The sequence below is a fragment of the Pseudomonas sp. NPDC096917 genome, assembly GCF_044762555.1.
GTDB lineage: Bacteria > Pseudomonadota > Gammaproteobacteria > Pseudomonadales > Pseudomonadaceae > Aquipseudomonas.
Map to the genome: position 1 here is coordinate 90,937 of NZ_JBIWEO010000013.1, position 20,103 is coordinate 111,039.

At 56.5% G+C, this 20,103-nt stretch carries 23 protein-coding genes; 15 read left to right on the forward strand and 8 right to left on the reverse strand.

Translation table 11 applies throughout. The features are described from left to right. The first annotated feature begins 134 nt into the window (after nt 1–134). The 8 genes from ACIQYF_RS16505 (at nt 135) to ACIQYF_RS16540 (ending at nt 8,103) form a co-directional block, all read left to right on the forward strand. Nucleotides 135–812, forward strand: coding sequence for a response regulator (locus tag ACIQYF_RS16505; protein ID WP_402863865.1), 678 nt, complete (start codon nt 135–137; stop codon nt 810–812). Then, complete coding sequence (locus ACIQYF_RS16510; RefSeq protein WP_402863868.1) at nt 809–2,134, forward strand: ATP-binding protein; 1,326 nt, start codon at nt 809–811, stop codon at nt 2,132–2,134. Before ACIQYF_RS16505 ends, ACIQYF_RS16510 begins: the two co-directional genes overlap by 4 nt. A gap of 345 nt (nt 2,135–2,479) precedes the next feature. Continuing rightward, the gene (cycA, locus tag ACIQYF_RS16515) at nt 2,480–3,901 is read left to right on the forward strand and encodes a D-serine/D-alanine/glycine transporter (RefSeq protein WP_402863871.1); all 1,422 of its coding nucleotides are present in this window, start codon (nt 2,480–2,482) and stop codon (nt 3,899–3,901) included. Nucleotides 3,902–4,107: 206 nt separating this feature from the next. Continuing rightward, a complete protein-coding gene (locus ACIQYF_RS16520; RefSeq protein WP_402863874.1) occupies nt 4,108–5,499 on the forward strand; it encodes an aspartate aminotransferase family protein in 1,392 nt (463 codons plus the stop codon). A 57-nt stretch (nt 5,500–5,556) separates the two neighbouring features. Then, complete coding sequence (locus tag ACIQYF_RS16525) at nt 5,557–5,778, forward strand: MbtH family protein (RefSeq protein ID WP_402863877.1); 222 nt, start codon at nt 5,557–5,559, stop codon at nt 5,776–5,778. Nucleotides 5,779–5,927: 149 nt separating this feature from the next. Further along, nucleotides 5,928–6,446: a hypothetical protein gene (locus tag ACIQYF_RS16530; protein WP_402863880.1), complete on the forward strand. Its 519-nt coding sequence runs from the start codon at nt 5,928–5,930 to the stop codon at nt 6,444–6,446. Between the two features lie 102 nt (nt 6,447–6,548). Next, on the forward strand, nt 6,549–7,286 hold the full coding sequence (locus tag ACIQYF_RS16535) for a hypothetical protein (RefSeq protein ID WP_402863883.1): 738 nt from the start codon (nt 6,549–6,551) through the stop codon (nt 7,284–7,286). Continuing rightward, a complete protein-coding gene (locus tag ACIQYF_RS16540) occupies nt 7,255–8,103 on the forward strand; it encodes a hypothetical protein (protein WP_402863886.1) in 849 nt (282 codons plus the stop codon). Before ACIQYF_RS16535 ends, ACIQYF_RS16540 begins: the two co-directional genes overlap by 32 nt. A 426-nt stretch (nt 8,104–8,529) precedes the next feature. Here the strand turns inward: ACIQYF_RS16540 and ACIQYF_RS16545 are convergent, their stop codons facing one another. From ACIQYF_RS16545 to ACIQYF_RS16565, 5 genes are all read right to left on the reverse strand, one after another. Continuing rightward, on the reverse strand, nt 8,530–8,901 hold the full coding sequence (locus ACIQYF_RS16545; protein ID WP_402863889.1) for a glutathione S-transferase N-terminal domain-containing protein: 372 nt from the start codon (nt 8,899–8,901) through the stop codon (nt 8,530–8,532). A 100-nt stretch (nt 8,902–9,001) separates the two neighbouring features. After that, complete coding sequence (gene folE / locus ACIQYF_RS16550; protein WP_003442011.1) at nt 9,002–9,547, reverse strand: GTP cyclohydrolase I FolE; 546 nt, start codon at nt 9,545–9,547, stop codon at nt 9,002–9,004. A gap of 77 nt (nt 9,548–9,624) precedes the next feature. Continuing rightward, nucleotides 9,625–10,182 (reverse strand): Smr/MutS family protein, encoded by a 558-nt coding sequence (locus ACIQYF_RS16555; protein WP_402863893.1) that lies wholly within the window; start codon nt 10,180–10,182, stop codon nt 9,625–9,627. Nucleotides 10,183–10,245: 63 nt separating this feature from the next. Further along, nucleotides 10,246–10,566: a hypothetical protein gene (locus ACIQYF_RS16560; protein WP_402863896.1), complete on the reverse strand. Its 321-nt coding sequence runs from the start codon at nt 10,564–10,566 to the stop codon at nt 10,246–10,248. A 149-nt stretch (nt 10,567–10,715) separates the two neighbouring features. Continuing rightward, entirely contained in the window at nt 10,716–11,306 is a 591-nt protein-coding gene (locus ACIQYF_RS16565; RefSeq protein ID WP_402863899.1) for a cysteine hydrolase family protein, read from the reverse strand. 272 nt (nt 11,307–11,578) lie between these two features. On the opposite strand from ACIQYF_RS16565, the gene prmB reads away from it, so the two are divergent. Continuing rightward, nucleotides 11,579–12,487: a 50S ribosomal protein L3 N(5)-glutamine methyltransferase gene (gene prmB, locus ACIQYF_RS16570; RefSeq protein ID WP_402863902.1), complete on the forward strand. Its 909-nt coding sequence runs from the start codon at nt 11,579–11,581 to the stop codon at nt 12,485–12,487. Between the two features lie 127 nt (nt 12,488–12,614). On the opposite strand, the gene ACIQYF_RS16575 is transcribed toward prmB, so the two are convergent. Both ACIQYF_RS16575 and ACIQYF_RS16580 read right to left on the reverse strand, forming a co-directional pair. Further along, the gene (locus ACIQYF_RS16575; protein ID WP_402863905.1) at nt 12,615–13,406 is read right to left on the reverse strand and encodes a hypothetical protein; all 792 of its coding nucleotides are present in this window, start codon (nt 13,404–13,406) and stop codon (nt 12,615–12,617) included. A gap of 59 nt (nt 13,407–13,465) precedes the next feature. Next, entirely contained in the window at nt 13,466–14,464 is a 999-nt protein-coding gene (locus ACIQYF_RS16580) for an alpha/beta hydrolase (protein ID WP_402863908.1), read from the reverse strand. 142 nt (nt 14,465–14,606) lie between these two features. Here ACIQYF_RS16580 and aroC point away from each other — a divergent pair, with 142 nt between their 5' ends. The 5 genes from aroC to mtnC all read left to right on the forward strand — a co-directional run bounded on the left by aroC (nt 14,607) and on the right by mtnC (nt 18,843). After that, nucleotides 14,607–15,698 (forward strand): chorismate synthase, encoded by a 1,092-nt coding sequence (gene aroC / locus ACIQYF_RS16585; protein ID WP_322240516.1) that lies wholly within the window; start codon nt 14,607–14,609, stop codon nt 15,696–15,698. A 34-nt stretch (nt 15,699–15,732) separates the two neighbouring features. Continuing rightward, the gene (locus ACIQYF_RS16590) at nt 15,733–16,881 is read left to right on the forward strand and encodes an MFS transporter (protein ID WP_402863913.1); all 1,149 of its coding nucleotides are present in this window, start codon (nt 15,733–15,735) and stop codon (nt 16,879–16,881) included. Continuing rightward, on the forward strand, nt 16,878–17,498 hold the full coding sequence (locus ACIQYF_RS16595; protein ID WP_402863916.1) for a methylthioribulose 1-phosphate dehydratase: 621 nt from the start codon (nt 16,878–16,880) through the stop codon (nt 17,496–17,498). The genes ACIQYF_RS16590 and ACIQYF_RS16595 overlap by 4 nt, the downstream gene beginning before the upstream one ends. 103 nt (nt 17,499–17,601) lie before the next feature. After that, entirely contained in the window at nt 17,602–18,147 is a 546-nt protein-coding gene (locus tag ACIQYF_RS16600; RefSeq protein WP_402863919.1) for a 1,2-dihydroxy-3-keto-5-methylthiopentene dioxygenase, read from the forward strand. 9 nt (nt 18,148–18,156) lie between these two features. Further along, entirely contained in the window at nt 18,157–18,843 is a 687-nt protein-coding gene (mtnC, locus tag ACIQYF_RS16605; RefSeq protein ID WP_402863922.1) for an acireductone synthase, read from the forward strand. 96 nt (nt 18,844–18,939) lie between these two features. On the opposite strand, the gene ACIQYF_RS16610 is transcribed toward mtnC, so the two are convergent. Beyond that, the gene (locus ACIQYF_RS16610) at nt 18,940–19,218 is read right to left on the reverse strand and encodes a DUF3509 domain-containing protein (RefSeq protein ID WP_402863925.1); all 279 of its coding nucleotides are present in this window, start codon (nt 19,216–19,218) and stop codon (nt 18,940–18,942) included. Between the two features lie 326 nt (nt 19,219–19,544). Here ACIQYF_RS16610 and ACIQYF_RS16615 point away from each other — a divergent pair, with 326 nt between their 5' ends. Continuing rightward, nucleotides 19,545–20,078, forward strand: coding sequence for an ankyrin repeat domain-containing protein (locus ACIQYF_RS16615; RefSeq protein ID WP_402863928.1), 534 nt, complete (start codon nt 19,545–19,547; stop codon nt 20,076–20,078). Nucleotides 20,079–20,103: the final 25 nt, after the last annotated feature.

The following is a 20,103-nucleotide window of genomic DNA, read 5'->3' on the forward strand; positions in this document are numbered from 1 at the left end:
CATAATGAGTACCTTGATCAGGGGGGTGTGCTTTACATATGTATGTTTGAGCAAGTGGGGCGTAGAGGTTTGCCGGGCATAATCCGTCCTTAATCCCTTGGGTTTCTAATCTGCACATTTACGCGGGTATGAGCATGCACGTACTGGTTTGCGAAGACGATGAACTGATTGCCAGCGGCATCAAGGCCGGGCTCACAGCGCAGGGGCTGACGGTTGAACATGTCGGCACCGCCAGTGCCGCACGGGCCATGCTCAAGGCTGCCGAATTCGATGTGATGGTGCTCGACCTGGGCTTGCCTGACGAAGACGGTCTCAAGCTGTTGCAACAATTGCGTCAGCAAGGCTTTGAGCTGCCGGTGCTGGTACTGACGGCACGAGACTCGGTCACCGACCGTGTTGATGGCCTGCAAGCCGGGGCCGATGACTACTTGCTCAAACCCTTCGATCTGCGTGAGCTGGCCGCCCGCTTGCATACCCTGTTGCGCCGCGTGGCCGGGCGTAGCGTCAATTTGATCGAACACGGCCAGCTCAGCTACGACCCCAGCAGCCGCGTGACCTTGCTTGCGGGCCAACCCGTAGACTTGTCGCGCCGTGAGCAGGCGCTGCTGCAAGCCTTGCTGCATAACCGCGGGCGGGTGCTCTCTGCCGAGCAACTCAAAGACAGCATCTACGGCTTTGGCGACGAACTGGAGAGCAATGCCCTGAACGTTCATATCCACCACCTGCGACGCAAGCTGGGCAATGGCATTGTTGAAACCGTGCGCGGCCTGGGTTATCGCCTCGGCACCGCTGACGGTGCCGACCCGTCATGATGAGCCTGCGTCTGCGTTTGAGCCTGACCATCGGCTCGGCGTTTGTGCTGGTCTGGGCATTGGCGGCAGCCTGGATGCTCAGCGACCTGCGCCAACAAATGATGTTCTCCCTCGACCAGCGTCTGGTGGCTTCGGCACGCATGGTGGCGGGGCTGCTTGAGCAGTTGCCGCAATTGCCGGTCAAAGGCGAGGGCACCCATTTCAGTGCCGAGCAACTGACCATCCCCGGTGGCATGGCGTGTCAGGTCAGCTCGTTGCGCGGCGAAGTGCTGGCCCGCAGCCACAATCACCCTGACCAGCCCATGAAATCCGAGGCGGCCGGATTTCATGACCAGATGATCGATGGTGCAGTCTGGCGAACCTTCACCCTGGACCGTGGCGATGTGCGCATTACCACCGCTGACCGCCAGGTCGAGCGCGAGGCGCTGAACCTCTCGGTGTTGCTCGCCGCCTCGGTGCCGGTGGGCATGGCGCTAATCGTGTGTTTGCTGCTGTTGTGGCTGGGCATAGGGCAGGGGCTGGCGCCGCTTAATCGCATGCGCGATGCCTTGATGCGCCGCGATGCCGACTCGCTGCAACCCTTGCAGATCAACCCGTTGCCCAGTGAGTTAAAACCCTTGCTGGACTCGCAGAACCAATTGTTTGCCCGCATCGCCAAAGCCATTGAGCGCGAACGGCGCCTGACCGGAGACGCGGCCCACGAATTGCGCAGCCCGCTGACAGCGATCAAAACCCATCTGCAAGTAGCGCGCATGACCGACGGTGCGGCGCGTGAGCAATCACTGGCTCACGCCGAAGCCGGGGCGGATCGTTTGCACCGCACCCTCGAACAGTTGCTGCTGTTGGCGCGGGTTGAGGGCAGCTTGTCGTTCGATGACGGTGTGCCGTGTTGCGCTGAGCAAGTGGCGCGTCTGGCGATTAACGACGCCGCGAGTGGCGCGGCTGACCGGGTGCGTTTGCAACTGGCCGACAACTTGCCCGCTCAAGCCCTGAAAGTGCCGTCGGTGCTGGCGATTGCCGCTCTGCGCAATCTGCTCGACAACGCCTTGCGCCATACGCCGGCGGACACTCAGGTTGAACTCACCTTGCGTGCAGAAGGCCGTCACGTCTTTTTTGTGGTGCGCGACCACGGCCCCGGCCTGACGCCCGAGACCTTGCAGCATATGACCCAGCGTTTCTGGCGCAATGGCAACAGCAACGGCTGTGGTTTGGGGTTGGCGATTGTGCAGGCGATTGTTGAACGTTGCGATTGTGATTTGAGGTTCGACAGCCAGCCTGATGGCTTGCGAGTTGAGTTGCGTATGCCATTGCAAGCAGCCTGAACGTGGTTTTGACCTGAAATCACCCCCGTGTCTTGGCCTTGCGATGGCGTCGCATCCTGACATTCCCTTCGCACACGGGGTCGATTGCGCCCCAATGCCATGATTTACCCCCATGGAACGCAATCCTCCTGCCTACGTGCCTCGCATCTCGCTGAATTATCTGAAAAAAGCGCTTTTGCGGAGCGATTTCATTCCGCTAGCATGCACCCCTCTGATGTGAGAATCGTCGTCCCAACCGTGTTTGCAGGCTTGGCCATAGAACAGGCTGGCGTCCCGTGACCGAAGCACTCAACCCTGTGTTTAGCGCTTAGAGGATTCCGGCACAAGAACAGGAAGAGGAGCACCATGAACCAATCCGCCCTTGATCACCGACCTGACGGTGAAGAGCCTGAGCTGCAACGCAGCTTGTCCAATCGCCATATTCAGTTGATCGCCATTGGTGGCGCCATCGGCACCGGCCTGTTCATGGGGTCAGGCAAAACCATCAGTCTGGCCGGTCCTTCGATCATCTTTGTCTACATGATCATCGGCTTCATGCTGTTCTTCGTCATGCGTGCCATGGGCGAGCTGCTGCTGTCCAATCTCAAGTACAAGTCATTCATCGACTTCTCGGCTGACCTGCTGGGGCCGATGGCTGGCTATTTCACCGGCTGGACCTATTGGTTTTGCTGGGTCGTCACCGGTATCGCCGATGTGATCGCAATTTCCGGCTACACCCATTTCTGGTTCCCGGATATCCCGCTGTGGCTACCGGCACTCGGCTGCGTGGCGGTGCTGCTCTCGCTGAACCTGATGACCGTTAAGCTGTTCGGTGAGCTTGAATTCTGGTTTGCCATGATCAAGATCGTGGCCATTTGCGCACTGGTCTGCACCGGCCTGTATATGGTGGCCACCGCTTACCAGTCGCCTGCCGGTCATACGGCGGCCTTGAGCAACCTGTGGACCGACGGCGGTATGTTCCCTCACGGCGTCATGGGCTTCTTCGCCGGCTTCCAGATTGCCGTCTTTGCTTTTGTCGGGATTGAACTGGTCGGTACTACCGCCGCCGAAACCAAGAACCCGGAACGCAACCTGCCACGGGCCATCAACTCCATTCCGCTGCGCATTATCATGTTCTATGTTTGTGCGCTGATTGCCATTTTGGCCGTGACCCCGTGGCGTGGCGTAGTCGCCGACAAAAGCCCGTTCGTTGAACTGTTCGTTCTGGCTGGCTTGCCTGCCGCTGCGGGAATCATCAACTTTGTGGTACTGACCTCTGCCGCGTCTTCGGCCAACAGCGGGGTGTTTTCAACCAGCCGCATGCTGTTCGGTTTGGCGCTTGATGGCGATGCGCCGAGCAAGTTCAAGAATCTGTCCAAACGCGCCGTGCCTTCCAACGGGTTGATCTTTTCCTGCACGTGCCTGTTAGCAGGCGCGCTGGTGATTTATCTGGTGCCGAACCTGATGGACGCGTTCACCCTGATCACCACGGTTTCGGCAACCCTGTTCATGTTCGTCTGGACCATGATCCTGTTGTCCTACCTTGCGTACCGCAAACGCAACGATCACCTGCACCGTGTATCGACCTTTAAAATGCCGGGCGGCAAAGCCATGGTCTGGGTCTGCCTGAGCTTCTTCGTTTTCATCCTGGCGCTGCTGGCCCTTGAAGACGATACCCGTGCCGCCCTGTACCTGGTGCCGGTATGGTTTGTGCTGCTGGGCGTGGCTTATCGCTCTGTGCGCCGCAACAAGTTACAACGCCTGCAGGCGCCTTGCGACCCCGATTGATCGAGGTTCGCACAACCGTTTTCTACCCGGTGGGGGCGGCACAGGACGTGTCGCCCCCTGCATCGTTTGGCAGGCCGCTAGGGCCCTGCGAATTCATGTGCGTATGGGTTCAGGATGCCATTCAGGGCTAAATCCTCACCCCGCTGGTGCGTTTCCAGAACAGGAAAGTTTTGGTCAATCTCATCAGCGTTTTGAGGGTCCCAGGAATGTCAGTCGCTACCAGCCATGTTGAAGATCATTCGGTTGAAACGCTGTACACGTTTGAAGAATCCCCGTTGCTGGCCCGCCAAAGCCGTCAGGAGTCCAACGCCCGCAGCTACCCTCGACGCCTGCCACTGGCCCTCAAACGGGCCAAGGGTTTGTACGTCGAGGACGTCGAAGGCCGACGCTTCATTGACTGCCTGGCCGGCGCCGGCACCCTGGCGCTGGGGCACAACCACCCGGTGGTGATCGCGGCGATCCAGCAAGTACTGACCGACGAACTGCCGCTGCACACCCTCGACCTGACCACGCCGGTCAAAGACCAGTTTGTGCAAGACCTGTTCGGTCTGCTGCCCGCGGCCTTGGCCTGCGAGGCGAAAATCCAGTTCTGCGGACCTACCGGCACCGATGCCGTGGAAGCCGCGTTGAAACTGGTCCGCACGGCGACCGGACGTAACACCGTCGTGTCTTTTTCAGGCGGCTATCACGGCATGAGCCAGGGAGCCCTGAGCCTGATGGGCAGCCTGGGCCCGAAAAAACCACTGGCCGCCTTGCTCAATAATGGCGTGCAATTCATGCCGTACCCTTACGACTACCGCTGCCCGTTCGGGCTGGGCGGCAAGCCGGGTGTGAACGCCAATTTGCACTACCTGGAAAACCTCTTCAGTGACCCCGAAGCCGGGGTGCAATTGCCGGCTGCGGTGATCGTCGAAGTGGTGCAGGGCGAGGGAGGGGTGATCCCGGCAGACCTCGACTGGCTGCGCGGTTTGCGCCGTATCACCGAGCAAGCGGGCGTGGCGTTGATCGTTGACGAAATCCAGAGCGGTTTTGCCCGCACCGGCAAGATGTTCGCCTTTGAACATGCGGGCATCATTCCGGACGTGGTGGTGCTGTCCAAGGCCATCGGCGGCAGCTTGCCGCTGGCGGTGGTGGTGTATCGCGAATGGCTCGACACCTGGCTGCCGGGCGCACATGCCGGAACCTTCCGTGGTAATCAGATGGCCATGGCCACAGGTTCTGCGGTGATGCGCTATCTCAAGGAACACAACGTTGCTGCGCACGCGACGGCCATGGGAGATCGCCTGAGCGAACACCTGCACATTCTGCAACGCGATTTCCCGCAGTTGGGTGATATTCGCGGCCGTGGCCTGATGCTCGGGGTCGAACTGGTGAATCCGGCGGGCCAGCATGATGCCCTTGGCCACCCGCCAGCGTTTGCCCGGTTGGCGCCGCTGGTTCAGCGAGAATGCCTCAAGCGCGGGTTGATTCTGGAGCTGGGCGGGCGACAGGGCAGCGTGGTGCGTTTCTTGCCGCCGTTGATCATCACGGCCAGTGAAATCGACCAAGTGGCGGCGATCTTCGGCAATGCCATGGCGGCAGCCATTACCCGACTCTAATTTCTGACCGTTATCAAACGTTAGATTGATATCCCTTACAGCGACGGAGACTCGCACATGAGTTCAGTATTTGACCGCGACGACATCCTCTTTCAGGTAGTCGTCAACCACGAAGATCAATACTCGATCTGGCCCGACTACAAGGCCATCCCCAATGGCTGGCGCGCAGTGGGTAAAAGTGGTCTCAAACCCGAGTGCCTGGCGTATATCGAAGAAGTCTGGACCGACATGCGGCCGCTGAGCCTGCGCCAGAAAATGGAGGCAGTGGCCACGCACTAAAGACCCTCCTGGAGTTGGAAGTAAGGCCCGTTTCTAACAAGAGTTAGGGAAGCGTCCTACATCCACTCCCGCGTCCATCCTTTAGCGTTCATCCCTTTGTGTTGAGGCTGCTTCCTCGCAAGTGAGCCCTTACGCCTGAGGAGCCATGGATGCCCGCAATTGCTCGCGACACTACGTTCAGCCTGACCCTCACTGCATGCGCTCACCCGGTCCAGGTGCTGGCATTCAGCGGTGACGAAGCGATCAGCAGCCCCTTCTCGTTTGACGTCGAACTGGTGTGTGATCGCGCTGATCTGGACCTCGAAGCGTTGCTGCACACTTCGGCCTTTCTTGGGTTTGATCGACAAGGGCATGGCATCCACGGGCAGATTTATCGCATCGCCCACAGTGGGTTTATCCCACTGAAGTTTCATGACCAGATTATGGAAATGGTGCTCGAGTACCAGGTCAGCAAACTTAGTAACAAAGACAATACTCATACCAGCGACAAGGTTGAGCAATACATTGACCTGTCTGCCATGAACCTGTGGCTAGACCACATCGCACCTGCCCATTTTTATCTCCTGAAACAACGGCACGAAGCCCTCTATGCCGACCGTGGCGTGTCTTTGCTGCGACATCACAGCGGCACGTGGTTTGTGGATTACCACGATAGCGAACATCGCTAATGGCTCGATGAGTTGGCCTTGGCGTGCCTGAGCGCCCAGTGCTTGCGCAACGTCGGGGCAGAGCAATATGCAGAGTACGTGCGCAGTGGGGATGGAGGGGCGTTGCGGCAGCTGTTTTACGGCTGGAGGCCGACACTTGAGGGCGCGGTCAATACCAGCAGTCGTGCCGTTGAGTTGGTTGCGGCGCTGAGTATGGAAAATCAGGCCAATGCGATAGCTGCAATGAGCAAGGTACTGGGGCCAGAGGGTATCAATATCCTGTCTGGCCTCAGTGCTATGGCGGGCAACGCTAGTAGTCTTTGGAACACCCTAGTAAAACGTTTGAGCGCATCACTGTTATTGCTTAGCAGCAAAGCAGGGGAACCGCTGAAAGGGCCTTGGCTGGCCATCATGGCTGTCACTCGAGCCGCTCACCAAATTGGCCTACGATTAGTTAGCCAAGGCAAATATGAGGTCTTAAAACAATTCGGCAAGGCAGCGGAAGATTTTAGCCAATGGGTTAACACCACGGGTAAAGCCATCGGCCATGGTCACGTTTCAAAAATTGTTGACTCTGTGGCAGTTAAAAATAGTGGTGGTTTGATCGCCTTGACAGCGTTGCTGCTCAATAGTTGGAATGCCAGTAATTATCTGGTGCAGGCTGAAGTTCTGGAGGGGATGGATCAGCAGCGTATCAACGATACTTGGTCGGCGACACTATATACCGGGGCAGCATTGGTTGCAGTAATTAATAGTCAGATAAATAAGTCAGCGATTTTTTCTTTTGGTCGAGCATCTGCTCCCGTATTGACTCTCTTAGGAGCGATAATTGGGGGGGCTATCATTCGCTGCAGCTGTTAAGGAGTTTTCATCTTTACAAAAACAAATTGAAAATGCCCATGGATCTATAGAACCGTGGCTAAAAATGCGCAAGAACGTGGTGGCTGGGCAAATTCCTACTTTTGCTGCTGTGGCAATTAACGGTTTGGTCAGTACTCTTCGGGCTATTGTTGGAAATTTGACTGGTGAGATGGCTCTGAGAAGCTTTTTGTTTTGGATGGGGCCGCTTAATTTTTTGATGGCAGTGTTGGGGGTACTTTATCTTGTCGCTTGGTTTTTTCAGCAAGCGGTTATGCAAAATTTTCTAAGTAGTTGTTGGGGGTATTCGCGTGCAAAAGATTTAAGTTCTATTTCGTTTGATGATCAGCAAAGTGAGCTTAACTGGCTGTACGAAATTATTTATATGCCTAGAGTTAGCTATGAGTCGGTCACGCAGAGTCCAGTATGGAGTTTCTTAGTGATAGGCATCCCGCTTCGATTTATTAATCACCTAACGATTGATTTGCCAGGAGCAGAACCTACAGGCGTGCGCTTGGATTTATCAATTATAGGTGATCACTGGCTACGTTCTAGTTGTTGCGAATGGATCCCTTATGAACAAGGTCAAGGCTTGCGCCTAAGTGGGCCATTTAAAACAGTACCAAATTTATTTGGCTCACCGCCAAGGACGGTGTCTTTACGCATACGTTATCGTTTGCCCCTTACCTCAATAGTTGGAGCTCTAAGCTTTATCGAATGGTCAAAACCCCTCCCGCCCGAACAATGGGCCAAGCGGTCCCCAGAGTTAGAGCTCGCCATCGCCGCCCGCGAGGCGGAACTGGCAGCCAGCGCACCTTAACCTTAAACCGATCGACAAAAAAAGGCGGCGATAGGTCTATTCGAGGAAACCCTAATCGGCTTCTGGCCAACATCTTATGAGTTCGGGATCTGCCAATTACCGTTACGGCAGGTGCGCAGGCATAAATTCGCGACGGGCTGACCTGTGATCAATGTTCTTTGGCAGGGGGTAGAGCGGTTTGACAGCCCGGTGGCAGAGCTCTTTGGACCCTTAGCTCATCGCAGCCTCTTGACCATTGTTCACTTGGCGGCAATAAGTTTGGTCGTTTTGTAGCCGCCTCCAGATGATGCGCTCGCCAACTGACTCCATTCGCCCAGTAAATGATCAACCAACACCGTTATGCTGGTTGGTCATTTACGAAGGAACGCATGAAAGGCTTCACGCGAATTGATGCGTTCCTCCTACACCGTTACTGATTTTGGCTCTTTAAACGTTGGCAAACCGCTGGTTCAGGTAATCAATGATCACCTTGGAGTCGTACATCCAGGTGGTCTTGCCGTCTTCTTCAATGCGCAGGCAAGGGACTTTGATCTTGCCGCCTTGCTCAAGCAGTATCTGGCGGTCCTGTTCGTTGTTCTTGGCATCACGCAGGGCCACCGGTACGTTCAGGCGGCGCAGGGTGCGGCGGGTTTTGACGCAGAACGGGCATGCGTGGAACTGGTACAGGGTCAGGTTTTTTGCAGCCTGATCTACCTGTGCCTGGGCAGCAGCAGGGCGCTGTTTTTTGCTGGGGCGGGTAATGAAATCGCCAGCGATGATCAACTGACCCAGGCCGATGCGAAGCGCTTTGATAACCACGGTAAAAGCCTCATGGGCAAGTTAAGAAGGGGCGCAGCTTACCTGAAATTGGTTGGCGAAAAAAAACCGGCGATGAACGCCGGTTTTTTTTGTGCCTGTATTACTTGATCAGGCTGAGAAACTCGCTGCGTGTTGCCGCGTTTTCTCGGAACTCGCCCAGCATCACCGATGTGATCATCGACGAGTTTTGCTTCTCGACACCGCGCATCATCATGCACATGTGTTTGGCTTCAATCACCACTGCAACGCCCAGCGCACCGGTCACTTGCATGACGGCGTCGGCGATCTGGCGGCTCAGGTTTTCCTGAATCTGCAGGCGGCGGGCGTACATGTCGACAATGCGTGCGACTTTAGACAAACCCAGCACTTTGCCGCTCGGAATGTAGGCAACGTGAGCCTTGCCGATAAACGGCAGCAGGTGGTGCTCGCACAACGAGTAAAGCTCGATGTCCTTGACCAGCACCATTTCACTGTTGTCAGAGCTGAACAAGGCACCGTTGGTGACTTCTTCGAGGGTCTGCTCATAACCGCGGCAAAGGTACTGCATGGCTTTGGCGGCACGCTTTGGCGTGTCCAGCAGGCCTTCACGGGAAACGTCTTCACCGAGCTGGCCGAGGATCGCGGTATAGTTTTGTTCCAGGGACATTAATCTACCTGTCGGATTTTTCGCAAAGGGCAAGGGTACGGGGGCTGGCACGGCGCTGCAAGTGGGGTGATGCGCAGTTACTCGTCGCGACCTTCCATCATGGTGCGTTTAAGCATCACGTAAACGGCGCCAGCACCACCATGTTTGGCCTGGCAAGAGCAGAATCCCAGCACCTGTGAGTGCTGGCGCAACCACGTGTTGACGTGGCTCTTGATCATTGGGCGCTTACCGTCCAGCCGCACGGCCTTGCCGTGGGTGACGCGCACGCAGCGCACTTCAAGGCGTGTAGCTTCGCTGAGAAACTCCCACAGGGTTTCTCGGGCCTTCTCGACGGTCATGCCGTGCAAGTCCAGGCTGCCTTCGAAACTGATCTGCCCCAGCTTGAGCTTGCGCATCTGGCTTTCTTGCACGCCATCGCGGGCCCAATGCAGCTGATCTTCGGGGCCGACATCAATCACGAACTGGTCCGACAGACCGTCAATGATCGTGACATTAGTACGCACGGTTGCGTTTTGGCGCAGTTTGGCCATCTGTGCGCGGTCAGCTTTGGGTTTGCCGGTGTCAGCGCGATCATGCTTGATCGGCTTAACACCGCGAATTTCGTTTTTGAACAGGGAAAAGTCGTCGTCTTGCATGTCAGCCTCCGCGAAGGGCGCACAGTTTACCCAAGTCGACGACAATCGGGCGGGGGATGTGCCTCAGTCGCGCTTTTTCATCAGGTGTGGAGCGATGTTCAAGCCAAATGGTGCCCGCATCCGGCGTCGACAACGACGCCATAGCCCTATGCCCAACCAACTGACCAGTAAGCCGGTGACCAAGACCAGCGCAGCGCCCGTCGCGCTGTTATTGAGTTCACCCAAGGCACTTGGGTGGCCAATCAGGCTACTGGCCCCGGCCAGCAGCAACAACGCACCCAGCACTGTCAGCAGGCCGGCAAAGGCCAGAGCAAAACGCGCGCGCCAGTTACGGTGTTCTTTGGGACGCAGGCGTCGTGCATCAAAACCATCGGAGATCTTCATTCCGATCTTTCCTTATAGGGTATCGGCCCTTCGACAGGAACATTGGGAGGTTGTTCCTCAGGTGCTCTGAAAACCGGAACTTCGCATGTCGGGAAGACAGGGGGTAGATAGGCGGTTTAAGCAGGCCGCCTATCAGTGACAGGATCACATCAAATCAGATTTTTAGTCAGGGTGAGGGTGGCGAAGTTGTCATTCATGATCGCCATCTCGGTTCTTTGCACATCTGCCGCGCTGATGAAACCGTCAGGCGTCGGCAGGTCACGGGTGGCGCAAGCGTCTTGGACCAGGGTGCAACGGAAGCCGTAGTCTTTGGCGGCCCGCACGGTGGTGCTGACGCTGGAGTGGCTCATGAAGCCGCAGACGATCAAGTCCAGTGGGCCCAGTTTTTCCAAGGCAGACTGCAAGCCGGTGTCGTTGAAAGCGTTAGGCATACGCTTTTCGATGATGACTTCATCGGCCTTAGGCTCAAGCCCTGCGATGAATTCGCCTCGTGGGCCTTGCGGGTCGAACATGCCGCCAACAGTGCCCAGGTGGCGAATATGGATCACCGGACGCCCCGCCTTGCGGGCTGCTTCAAGCAGAAGGCCGATATTGGCGGTCGCGGCTTCCATGCCGCAGAGGGCCAGCGGGCCGCTCAGGTATTCATTTTGCGCATCGATAATCAGCAGGCTGGCATTGTTGAGACTAGCTGCGGCATAACCACGCCCAGTGAGTTGAAACATCGTCTTTAAAGCGGACATTCGGGGGCTCCTTTGAGTGGGGCTTTTGTGACATTCTCCACTGGCAGAGCGTTTATGTGAATGGCTAGTCGTGTAAGCCACGCCGTTGTTGGCCTACAGCGATGTCAAGGACGATCGGTAGAGTGAATAAACCTCTGAAACGAAGCGTTATTCCGTTTCCGGTGTGCGCGAAGAGTGCTTGTGAAGGGCTTTTTTGGGGCCGCTGGGCACAACTTTAGCCGCGTCAGAATTTGGCTGTTAGAATCATGGGTCGATTTTGAGGAGTAAGACCGTTGATCACTTCCCGCCTGCGCACATTGCGCGACCATATTCGCTGGGCCGTTAGCCACTTTCATGGGGAAGATCTGTTCTTCGGGCATGGTACCGACAACGCCTGGGATGAAGCCCGTCAACTGGTGCTGGGGGCATTGAACCTGCCTTGGGAAATTGCGGACAGCTACCTCGATTGCCGTCTTGAAGACGATGAATTGGTTAACCTGCAACATTTGCTCAAACGTCGGATTGAAGAGCGCGTACCGACGGCTTATCTGTTGGGCGAAGCCTGGTTCTGTGGCATGTCGTTTATTGTTGATGAGCGCGTGTTGATTCCGCGTTCACCGATTGGTGAACTGATCGAAAACCGTTTTGAACCTTGGCTTGCGACTGAACCTGCACGCATTCTCGATCTGTGCACGGGTTCGGGTTGCATCGGTATTGCCTGCGCGTATGAGTTCCAGAATGCCGAAGTGGTACTGGCTGATCTGTCGTTCGAAGCGCTTGAGGTGGCCAACCAGAACATCGAGCGTCATGGTGTTGATGAGCGCGTCTACACGGTGCAAGGCGACGGTTTTGACGGTTTGCCGGGTCAGCGTTTCGACCTGATCGTGTCTAATCCGCCGTATGTTGATGCTGAAGATTTTGCCGATATGCCTGCCGAATATCAGCACGAACCCGAGCTGGGCCTGGCGTGTGGCGATGACGGTTTGAACCTGGTTCGCCGAATGCTGGCAGAAGCCGCAGACCATTTGACCGAGAAGGGTTTGTTGATTGTTGAAGTGGGTAACAGCCAGGTTCATGTTGAAGCGTTGTACCCGGAAGTTGATTTTGCCTGGCTGGAATTTGAACGTGGCGGACACGGCGTGTTTATGCTGTCCGCAGAGCAATGTCGGACGCATCAAGCACTGTTTGCTGAGCGAATCTAAGCACTAAACATCTTTTCGATTGGCCAATACGCGATACATTCGCGATTGGTTGGACGTTAAGTTAGCCAGGGCGGGCAGGCATTTCATCCAGTGCCTGCCTGGACAGCAGTGACTGCTGGTGAAGCGATCAACGGTGGGTCGCAATCCAGATCAGCAGCGCTGCCTGAAACACCGCGAAAGCGACGAGGCAGGTGATGGTGAAGCGCAAGCCAGTGTCTTCGCGTTGGTACTTGCTGATTTTTTCGTCTTTTTCGCGCAGCTTAAGTTCTTTCTCCTGCAGGTGCTGTTCGGCTTGCTGGAGCATCTGAGCCGCGTCAAGAATTTCGATGAACTGGATTTTTTCGCTGTTCCAAGTGTTGTACAAATCCCCGACCACCCCCGCTTCAATGCGCGCCTTGCGATGCAGGGCATCTTCATAGACCACGTCAAACCCCTGCGTGCGCAAGCAATGATCGCGGCGCAAGCGCATGTCTTCGCTCAAGGCGTCCTTGGAGGGCAAGTCCAGGCTCTCAAAACGATAGCGCGAGGCTTTTTTCTGCGCCCACTGCACACCCTGGGCCATCAGAAAGCGTCCTATGCCACGGTTCAAGGGTTCTATCACGAGTCCTCGCTCGGGACTGATGCTGACGCGTTTTTCAGCATGGTCGAGCCAGAGGTCGAGTTGATTCTGCTCCTTGCGCACTTGTTGGCCGGGCAATCCAATACTCAGGCGAAGCAAGCTCAGCTCTTTGTTATGGCGTTCGGCATAGCCAAATTGCACAAAGCGCAAGGGGCGCGCGCCGGTGCTGCGGTCTGTCTGCAGAGGGGCCAGCCGCAGCATTCTGAAATGCTCGGGCTGCACGTCAGTCCAAAGCCGCTGGAGCGCCTCGGGCATTGCCGGCTCTTCAGAACCGGCGGGTTGTGATGGGGTTTCGCTCATAACGGCTGAATCCTGTGCAAGCCCGGTATGTCGGCCAAATCAAGGCGGCCGACAATGACTTATCGGCCGTTATGCGCAGGACTGGAGGGCTGAGCGGCGTTCACTTTTGCGATAAAACGCACAATTCGATCACCGACTTCCCCCGCCAGGCGCTGGTTGGGGTCGTTGTAAGACAATATCTGGCGTTTCATGTCCATGGGCACAATGCGCATCACATGGTTCATGCCATGCACCAAGGTGAGGGATGCATCCGGTTTGGCCGCCTTGAGCAGGCGCGCATCTTTGACGTCGACCTGTATGTCGTGGGTGCCCTGAATAATCATGGCGGGCATCTTCAGTGCAGCAAACGCGGCAGCAGGGTTAACACGCAGCAAACTGATCAGGTAAGGCTGCACGCTGGGGCGAAATACCACCTGGAGCTCAGAAGGTACATTGTCATCAGGGTGACCTGCTTCCAGGCTGCTGATCAGCTCAAAGCTGCGCTTGAGCAAGGCTGGGGGCAGGTTGTTGCGTTGCAACTGCTCGCGCAGTACTTGGCCGACCGGGCGTCCGGTGCCGGCAATGGAGATCACGCCTGCGGCATCGATGCGCGGTGCTGCGAGGGCGGCGACAAGGGCGCCTTCACTGTGGCCCAGCAAAAACACTTTGTTAAAGCGCGGGTCGCTTTTGAGTTTGTTGCCCCATGCCACGGCGTCGTCGACGTATTGGTCGAGGGTCAGCGTACGTTCGTCTGGCGCGGCAGCCAGGCTATGTGCGATACCGCGCTTGTCAAAGCGCACGCTCGCAATGTTGTTTTGTGCCAAGCGCCAGGCCAGCTTTTTCAGGCTGTCGTTACGCCCGCCCTGGGTGTTGTTGCCGTCACGATCAGTTGGCCCTGAGCCTGCAATGAGCAGCACCACAGGAACCGGTTTGTCACTTTTTGGCAGTACCAGCGAGCCGTAAAGCGTGCCCGAGCCGGTGTCCAGCTCAATGGGTCGCAACAATACATTGGACGGTGGGGCCGCAAAGGCCTGAGTGCCGAACAGGGTTAGAACGAGGAGGAGTATTCGCAGCATCATTACGCCATCATTGCTTGAAGTGCCGGTTGCACAAAACCGGATGAGTAAGGTTGGAGGATGAACTACAGAGGCAGCCTGCGTATACTGGCGCGCTTAGTTATCCAAGCTTAGTTTATAGGCTGATTTTCATGGAGCGCCCTGAATGTCCGGCAATACCTACGGCAAGCTGTTCACTGTCACCACCGCTGGCGAAAGCCATGGCCCGGCGTTGGTCGCCATTGTAGATGGCTGTCCGCCTGGCCTGGAGCTGTCTCTTGAAGACTTGCAACGTGACCTGGATCGCCGCAAACCGGGCACTAGCCGCCACACCACGCAGCGTCAGGAGGCCGACGAAGTCGAAATCCTGTCGGGGGTGTTTGAAGGTCGCACTACCGGTTGTGCCATTGGCTTGCTGATTCGTAACACCGACCAGAAGTCCAAGGACTACTCGGCCATCAAGGATCTGTTCCGTCCCGCCCACGCTGACTACACCTACCACCATAAATACGGCGAGCGCGATTATCGCGGAGGCGGGCGCAGTTCTGCACGTGAAACTGCAATGCGTGTAGCGGCAGGAGCCATCGCCAAAAAGTATCTGGCGACCCAGGGCATTGTGATTCGTGGCTACATGAGCCAGTTGGGCCCGATTGAAATCCCGTTCAAGACCTGGGACTCGGTCGAAGAAAACGCCTTTTTCAGCCCGGACCCGGACAAGGTGCCAGAACTTGAGGCCTACATGGATCAACTGCGCCGCGATCAGGATTCGGTCGGTGCCAAAATAACCGTCGTTGCCGAGGGCGTGATTCCGGGGTTGGGCGAGCCGATTTTTGACCGTCTGGACGCTGAATTGGCGCACGCACTGATGAGCATCAACGCGGTCAAGGGTATCGAGATCGGCGCCGGTTTTGCCAGCGTTGCCCAGCGCGGTACAGAACACCGTGATGAGCTGACGCCAGAAGGTTTCCTCAGCAATAACGCGGGCGGCATTCTGGGCGGTATTTCGTCGGGCCAGCCGATTGTTGCGCACCTCGCGCTCAAGCCGACGTCGAGTATCACGACACCAGGCCGTTCGATTGATGTGAACGGCAACCCGGTGGATGTCATCACCAAAGGTCGCCATGACCCGTGTGTCGGCATTCGGGCCACGCCGATTGCTGAAGCCATGATGGCGATTGTGCTGATGGATCACCTGCTGCGCCATCGTGGGCAAAATGCCGACGTGCGCGTGAGTACGCCTGTGCTGGGTCAGCTGTGATTCAGGAGTTGCTGAGCGCTATGGTCTGACAACGATGGCGCCTCTACCCTACTGGCGTTTGTCGGGGTTCTATCTTTTCTACTTCGCCTTGCTCGGTGCTACAGCGCCTTTTCTGGCGCTGTACTTCCATCATCTCGGTTTCTCCAGTGCCCGGATTGGCGAGTTGGTCGCCATCCCGATGCTGATGCGCTGCGTGGCCCCCAACTTGTGGGGCTGGCTGGGCGACTACACCGGCAAGCGCCTGCTGATTGTGAGGCTGGGTGCGCTCTGCACCTTGCTCGGTTTCAGCCTGATTTTTATCAGCAAGAGCTACGCCTGGCTGGCGCTGGTCATGGCGTTGCATGCATTTTTCTGGCATGCGGTGCTGCCGCAGTTTGAAGTCATCACTTTTGCCCATCTGCGCCAACAACCCGAGCGTTACAGTCAGGTGCGCTTGTGGGGCTCGATCGGCTTCATCATCACGGTGGTGATTCTGGGGCGCTTGTTTGAGTGGCTGAGCCTGGATATCTACCCGGTGGCACTGGTCGTGATCATGGCCGGGATTGTGTTGTGCAGCCTTTGGGTGCCCAATGCTCAGCCCTCGAGACTGGGGCGAAAATCCCACGAGGGCGGCTTTGTAAAGCAACTGCTCAGCCCCGGCGTGCTGGCGTTTTATGTCACCGTCGCACTCATGCAAATGAGCCATGGCCCGTATTACACCTTCATCACCTTGCACCTTGAAGACCTGGGCTACAGCCGAGGTGTGATCGGTATGCTTTGGGCCTTGGGGGTGGTGGCCGAGGTGCTGATGTTTTTGGCCATGCGCCGCATTCTGCTCAAGTTTTCGGTGCGCCGAGTCTTGATGGCCAGCTTTGCGTTGGCGGCCTTGCGCTGGCTATTGCTGGGGTCTTTCGCCGAATACTTATGGGTATTGCTGCTGGCGCAACTGATGCATGCTGCAACCTTCGGCAGCTTTCATGCGTCTGCCATGAGCTTTGTGCAACGTAGTTTTGGTCCCGGCCAGCAAGGGCAGGGGCAAGCGTTGTATGCCACCCTGGCAGGAATCGGCGGCGCGGCCGGTGCACTTTATGCCGGTTACAGCTGGAACACACTTGGCCCAACTATCACCTTTAGTATGGCAAGCCTCGCAGCGCTGGCGGCAGCCGTTATCATCGCAACTCGATTGCAAGAGGACAGGGCATGAGCCTTACCCGTGAACACTTGAGCCTGGAGATCATTGAAGCCGGGCGCTTTTTATATGGACGTGGTTGGTCGCCTGCCACCAGCAGCAATTACTCGGCCCGGCTGTCGGCCACCGAAGCGCTGCTGACGGTTTCGGGCAAGCACAAGGGCACGCTGGGCCTTGATGATGTACTGGCCACCGATTTATCAGGTAACAGCCTTGAGCCGGGCAAAAAACCTTCGGCCGAGACTTTGCTACACACACAGCTTTACAGCTGGCGCCCGGAGATCGGTGCGGTGTTGCATACCCACTCGGTGAATGCCACGGTACTGTCGCGTTTGACGCCGGGAGAGAGCATCGAGTTTGAAGACTATGAATTGCAAAAAGCCTTTAGTGGCGTTGCGACCCATGAGTCGACAGTGCGGGTGCCGATTTTTGACAATGACCAGGACATCGAACGCCTGGCGAGCAAGGTTCAGCCCTGGCTGGATGCACACCCCGACTGTGTGGGGTACTTGATTCGTGGCCACGGTCTCTACACATGGGGCGCGCGTATGAGTGATGCCCTGCGCCAGATCGAGGCTTTCGAGTTTTTGTTTGAATGCGAGTTGAAAACTCGCGCTGTGCTCAACCGTTAACGCTGACTTCACTGCGAAGACGCTCACCGCCTGATTTAAACGGTCTGCCTGAGCGGTTTGGAAAAAGCCGAAAGTGCAGGCCGAAGCTGAGGAATTACGCCCCATGAGCAGCCTGTCCGTTTACCACGTATCGAGCCCGGATTTACCCAATAAGGTGCTGACTCACTTTGATGACATCACCTCCACGCTGGCCGAACACGGCGTGCGCTTTGATCGCTGGAAGGCGGCCACCCCTATTCAGCCGGGTGCGAGCCAAGACGAAGTGATCAGCGCCTATCGCGCTCAGATCGATCGACTGATGTCTGAGGGCAATTACGTCACCGTCGATGTGATCAGCCTCAACAGTGACCATCCGCAAAAAGCCGAGTTGCGCGCCAAGTTCCTCGACGAGCATCGTCATGGCGAAGATGAGGTTCGTTTCTTCGTAGCGGGTCGTGGGCTGTTTACCTTGCACATAGGCGATTTTGTTTACGCGGTGCTGTGCGAAAAGAACGACCTGATCTCCGTACCCGCGGGCACTGCGCACTGGTTTGATATGGGCGAGCACCCGCATTTCGTGGCTATCCGCTTGTTCAACAACCCTGAGGGCTGGGTCGCGAACTTTACCGGCGAAGACATCGCCAGCCGCTTCCCGCGCCTCGAAGACTAAGGAACCTGTATGCCCATCAAAGCCATCCTGACCGATATTGAAGGCACCACCAGCGCTGTCAGCTTTGTGTTTGACGTGTTGTTTCCGTTTGCCGCCAAACATCTGCCCGAATTCGTCCGTGCGCACGCTGAAGAGCCGGAAGTCGCAAAGCAGCTAGGCGCGGTGCGTATGGACAGCGGTGAGCCGGAGGCGGACGTTGAACGGGTGATCGAGATCCTGCAACAGTGGATTGCCGAAGACCGCAAGGCCACGCCGCTTAAAGCGCTGCAGGGCATGATCTGGAAACAGGGATATGAGGCAGGCGAGTTGAAAGGGCACGTCTACCCGGATGCGGTGCAGGCGCTCACGGGCTGGCACGAGCAGGGCTATGACTTATACGTGTACTCGTCGGGTTCGATCCAGGCGCAGCAATTGATTTTTGGCTGCTCAGAGGCGGGCGATTTGACCCCGTTGTTCAGTGGCTATTTCGATACCACGTCGGGGCCCAAGCGCGAGGCGCAGTCGTATCGGCACATTGGCGAAGCGATTGGCTGCTCGACGAGCGAAATCCTGTTTTTATCGGACATCGTCGAAGAGCTGGATGCGGCCCATGAAGCGGGCATGCCAACGTGCGGCCTGGCGCGAGAAGGGGTGAAGCAGCTGGGCAATCATCTAACGGTAAGCAGCTTTGCCGAGATTGATCCGACAGCTATTTAAGTCGTGAATATGAAGGAGCGAGCTGGCTAGCGATCTTGGTGCTGCTTAAAAGATCGCGAGCAAGCTCGCGCCTAAAGTCATTCAGGCTCGCGTTTATCAGCGGCTGTGATAGGTCGGCAGAGCAAAGCGGTGCTGGCTTTGCAGCAGGGAGATCGACGGCAATTCACTGGCAGTGCCAGCGAGGTCACGACGAATAGCGCTGATCACCCACGTCAATTGTTCTGCTGTGTGCAATTGCGCGTAAGAAATAGAGCGTTGTGTCTGTGTACCTTCGCTGTCACACAGCGTCAGCAATACGCCGCCATCCGGGCGAGGTTTCACGGTGACGGTGTGGTTCGAGAACAGAGACGCGAATTTTTCTTGGATCAGGCTCATGTGATTCAGCTCCATTAGCTCATGAAGGGCTTGCATGGAGTAGAGGTTGCAGTGATTGTGCCATCATTGGATTTTAAAAAACTCCTTATAAATCATACGCTTATGATTTATTGTGCGTGTGAGTCTCGTGCATTTTGCATGAGTGGCCATCGTGCACCCTGCATTTTGCCCACTTGTGCTGTGGTCAAATTCTGCGTTGAGTCAATGTTCACTCCGTGAATGCTTGCTGATTGAATCTCTCTATGAGCCTGTTGAGCAAAAAAGGGATGACACAGTGGGCTGCTCTCACGAAACTATGTTTTTTTGTAGCCAACGTGGAGCCTCATATGTCAGACGACAAGCCAGCAAATCAACAGCGGCAGATGACCCCCGAGGAAGCAGCCGACTTTGCCGAACAGGTGTTCAACAAGGCTCGCGAAGGTGATGCGGCGATGCTGGCGGCTTTGTTGAGCAAAGGTTTGCCTCCTAATTTGCGCAATCACAAGGGCGATACCTTATTGATGCTGGCCAGTTATCACGGGCATGTCGATGCGGTGAAGGTGTTGCTCGAGCATGACGCCGACCCGGAAATTCGCAATGACAACGGCCAAAGCCCGATTGCCGGTGCTGCGTTCAAGGGCGATCTGGCGGTGGTCAAAGCCTTGGTCGAAGGGGGCGCGCAAGTCGAAGGCGCTTCATTTGATGGACGTACCGCGCTGATGATGGCGGCTATGTTTAATCGCATTGCAATCATTGATTACCTGGTCAGTAAAGGTGCCGATCCCAAAGCCAAGGATGCGAATGACATCACAGCGCTGGATGCGGCCAAGACCATGGGCGCAACCGATAGCATCGAGTTGTTGAAGAAGCTGTTGGGCTGATTGCATGCCCTTGAGGCGCGCAATT

Bases quoted from the DNA above. Each gene is read 5' to 3' on its own strand.
- ACIQYF_RS16590 (WP_402863913.1), top strand. From the start codon at position 15,733: ATGGCGCCTCTACCCTACTGGCGTTTGTCGGGGTTCTATCTTTTCTAC.
- ACIQYF_RS16505 (WP_402863865.1), top strand. From the start codon at position 135: ATGCACGTACTGGTTTGCGAAGACGATGAACTGATTGCCAGCGGCATC.
- ACIQYF_RS16565 (WP_402863899.1), bottom strand. From the start codon at position 11,306: ATGTCCGCTTTAAAGACGATGTTTCAACTCACTGGGCGTGGTTATGCC.
- ACIQYF_RS16595 (WP_402863916.1), top strand. From the start codon at position 16,878: ATGAGCCTTACCCGTGAACACTTGAGCCTGGAGATCATTGAAGCCGGG.
- aroC (WP_322240516.1), top strand. From the start codon at position 14,607: ATGTCCGGCAATACCTACGGCAAGCTGTTCACTGTCACCACCGCTGGC.
- ACIQYF_RS16510 (WP_402863868.1), top strand. From the start codon at position 809: ATGATGAGCCTGCGTCTGCGTTTGAGCCTGACCATCGGCTCGGCGTTT.
- ACIQYF_RS16530 (WP_402863880.1), top strand. From the start codon at position 5,928: ATGCCCGCAATTGCTCGCGACACTACGTTCAGCCTGACCCTCACTGCA.
- ACIQYF_RS16600 (WP_402863919.1), top strand. From the start codon at position 17,602: ATGAGCAGCCTGTCCGTTTACCACGTATCGAGCCCGGATTTACCCAAT.
- ACIQYF_RS16560 (WP_402863896.1), bottom strand. From the start codon at position 10,566: ATGAAGATCTCCGATGGTTTTGATGCACGACGCCTGCGTCCCAAAGAA.
- cycA (WP_402863871.1), top strand. From the start codon at position 2,480: ATGAACCAATCCGCCCTTGATCACCGACCTGACGGTGAAGAGCCTGAG.
- ACIQYF_RS16575 (WP_402863905.1), bottom strand. From the start codon at position 13,406: ATGAGCGAAACCCCATCACAACCCGCCGGTTCTGAAGAGCCGGCAATG.
- ACIQYF_RS16615 (WP_402863928.1), top strand. From the start codon at position 19,545: ATGTCAGACGACAAGCCAGCAAATCAACAGCGGCAGATGACCCCCGAG.
- ACIQYF_RS16555 (WP_402863893.1), bottom strand. From the start codon at position 10,182: ATGCAAGACGACGACTTTTCCCTGTTCAAAAACGAAATTCGCGGTGTT.
- ACIQYF_RS16525 (WP_402863877.1), top strand. From the start codon at position 5,557: ATGAGTTCAGTATTTGACCGCGACGACATCCTCTTTCAGGTAGTCGTC.
- ACIQYF_RS16580 (WP_402863908.1), bottom strand. From the start codon at position 14,464: ATGATGCTGCGAATACTCCTCCTCGTTCTAACCCTGTTCGGCACTCAG.
- ACIQYF_RS16520 (WP_402863874.1), top strand. From the start codon at position 4,108: ATGTCAGTCGCTACCAGCCATGTTGAAGATCATTCGGTTGAAACGCTG.
- mtnC (WP_402863922.1), top strand. From the start codon at position 18,157: ATGCCCATCAAAGCCATCCTGACCGATATTGAAGGCACCACCAGCGCT.
- folE (WP_003442011.1), bottom strand. From the start codon at position 9,547: ATGTCCCTGGAACAAAACTATACCGCGATCCTCGGCCAGCTCGGTGAA.
- ACIQYF_RS16610 (WP_402863925.1), bottom strand. From the start codon at position 19,218: ATGAGCCTGATCCAAGAAAAATTCGCGTCTCTGTTCTCGAACCACACC.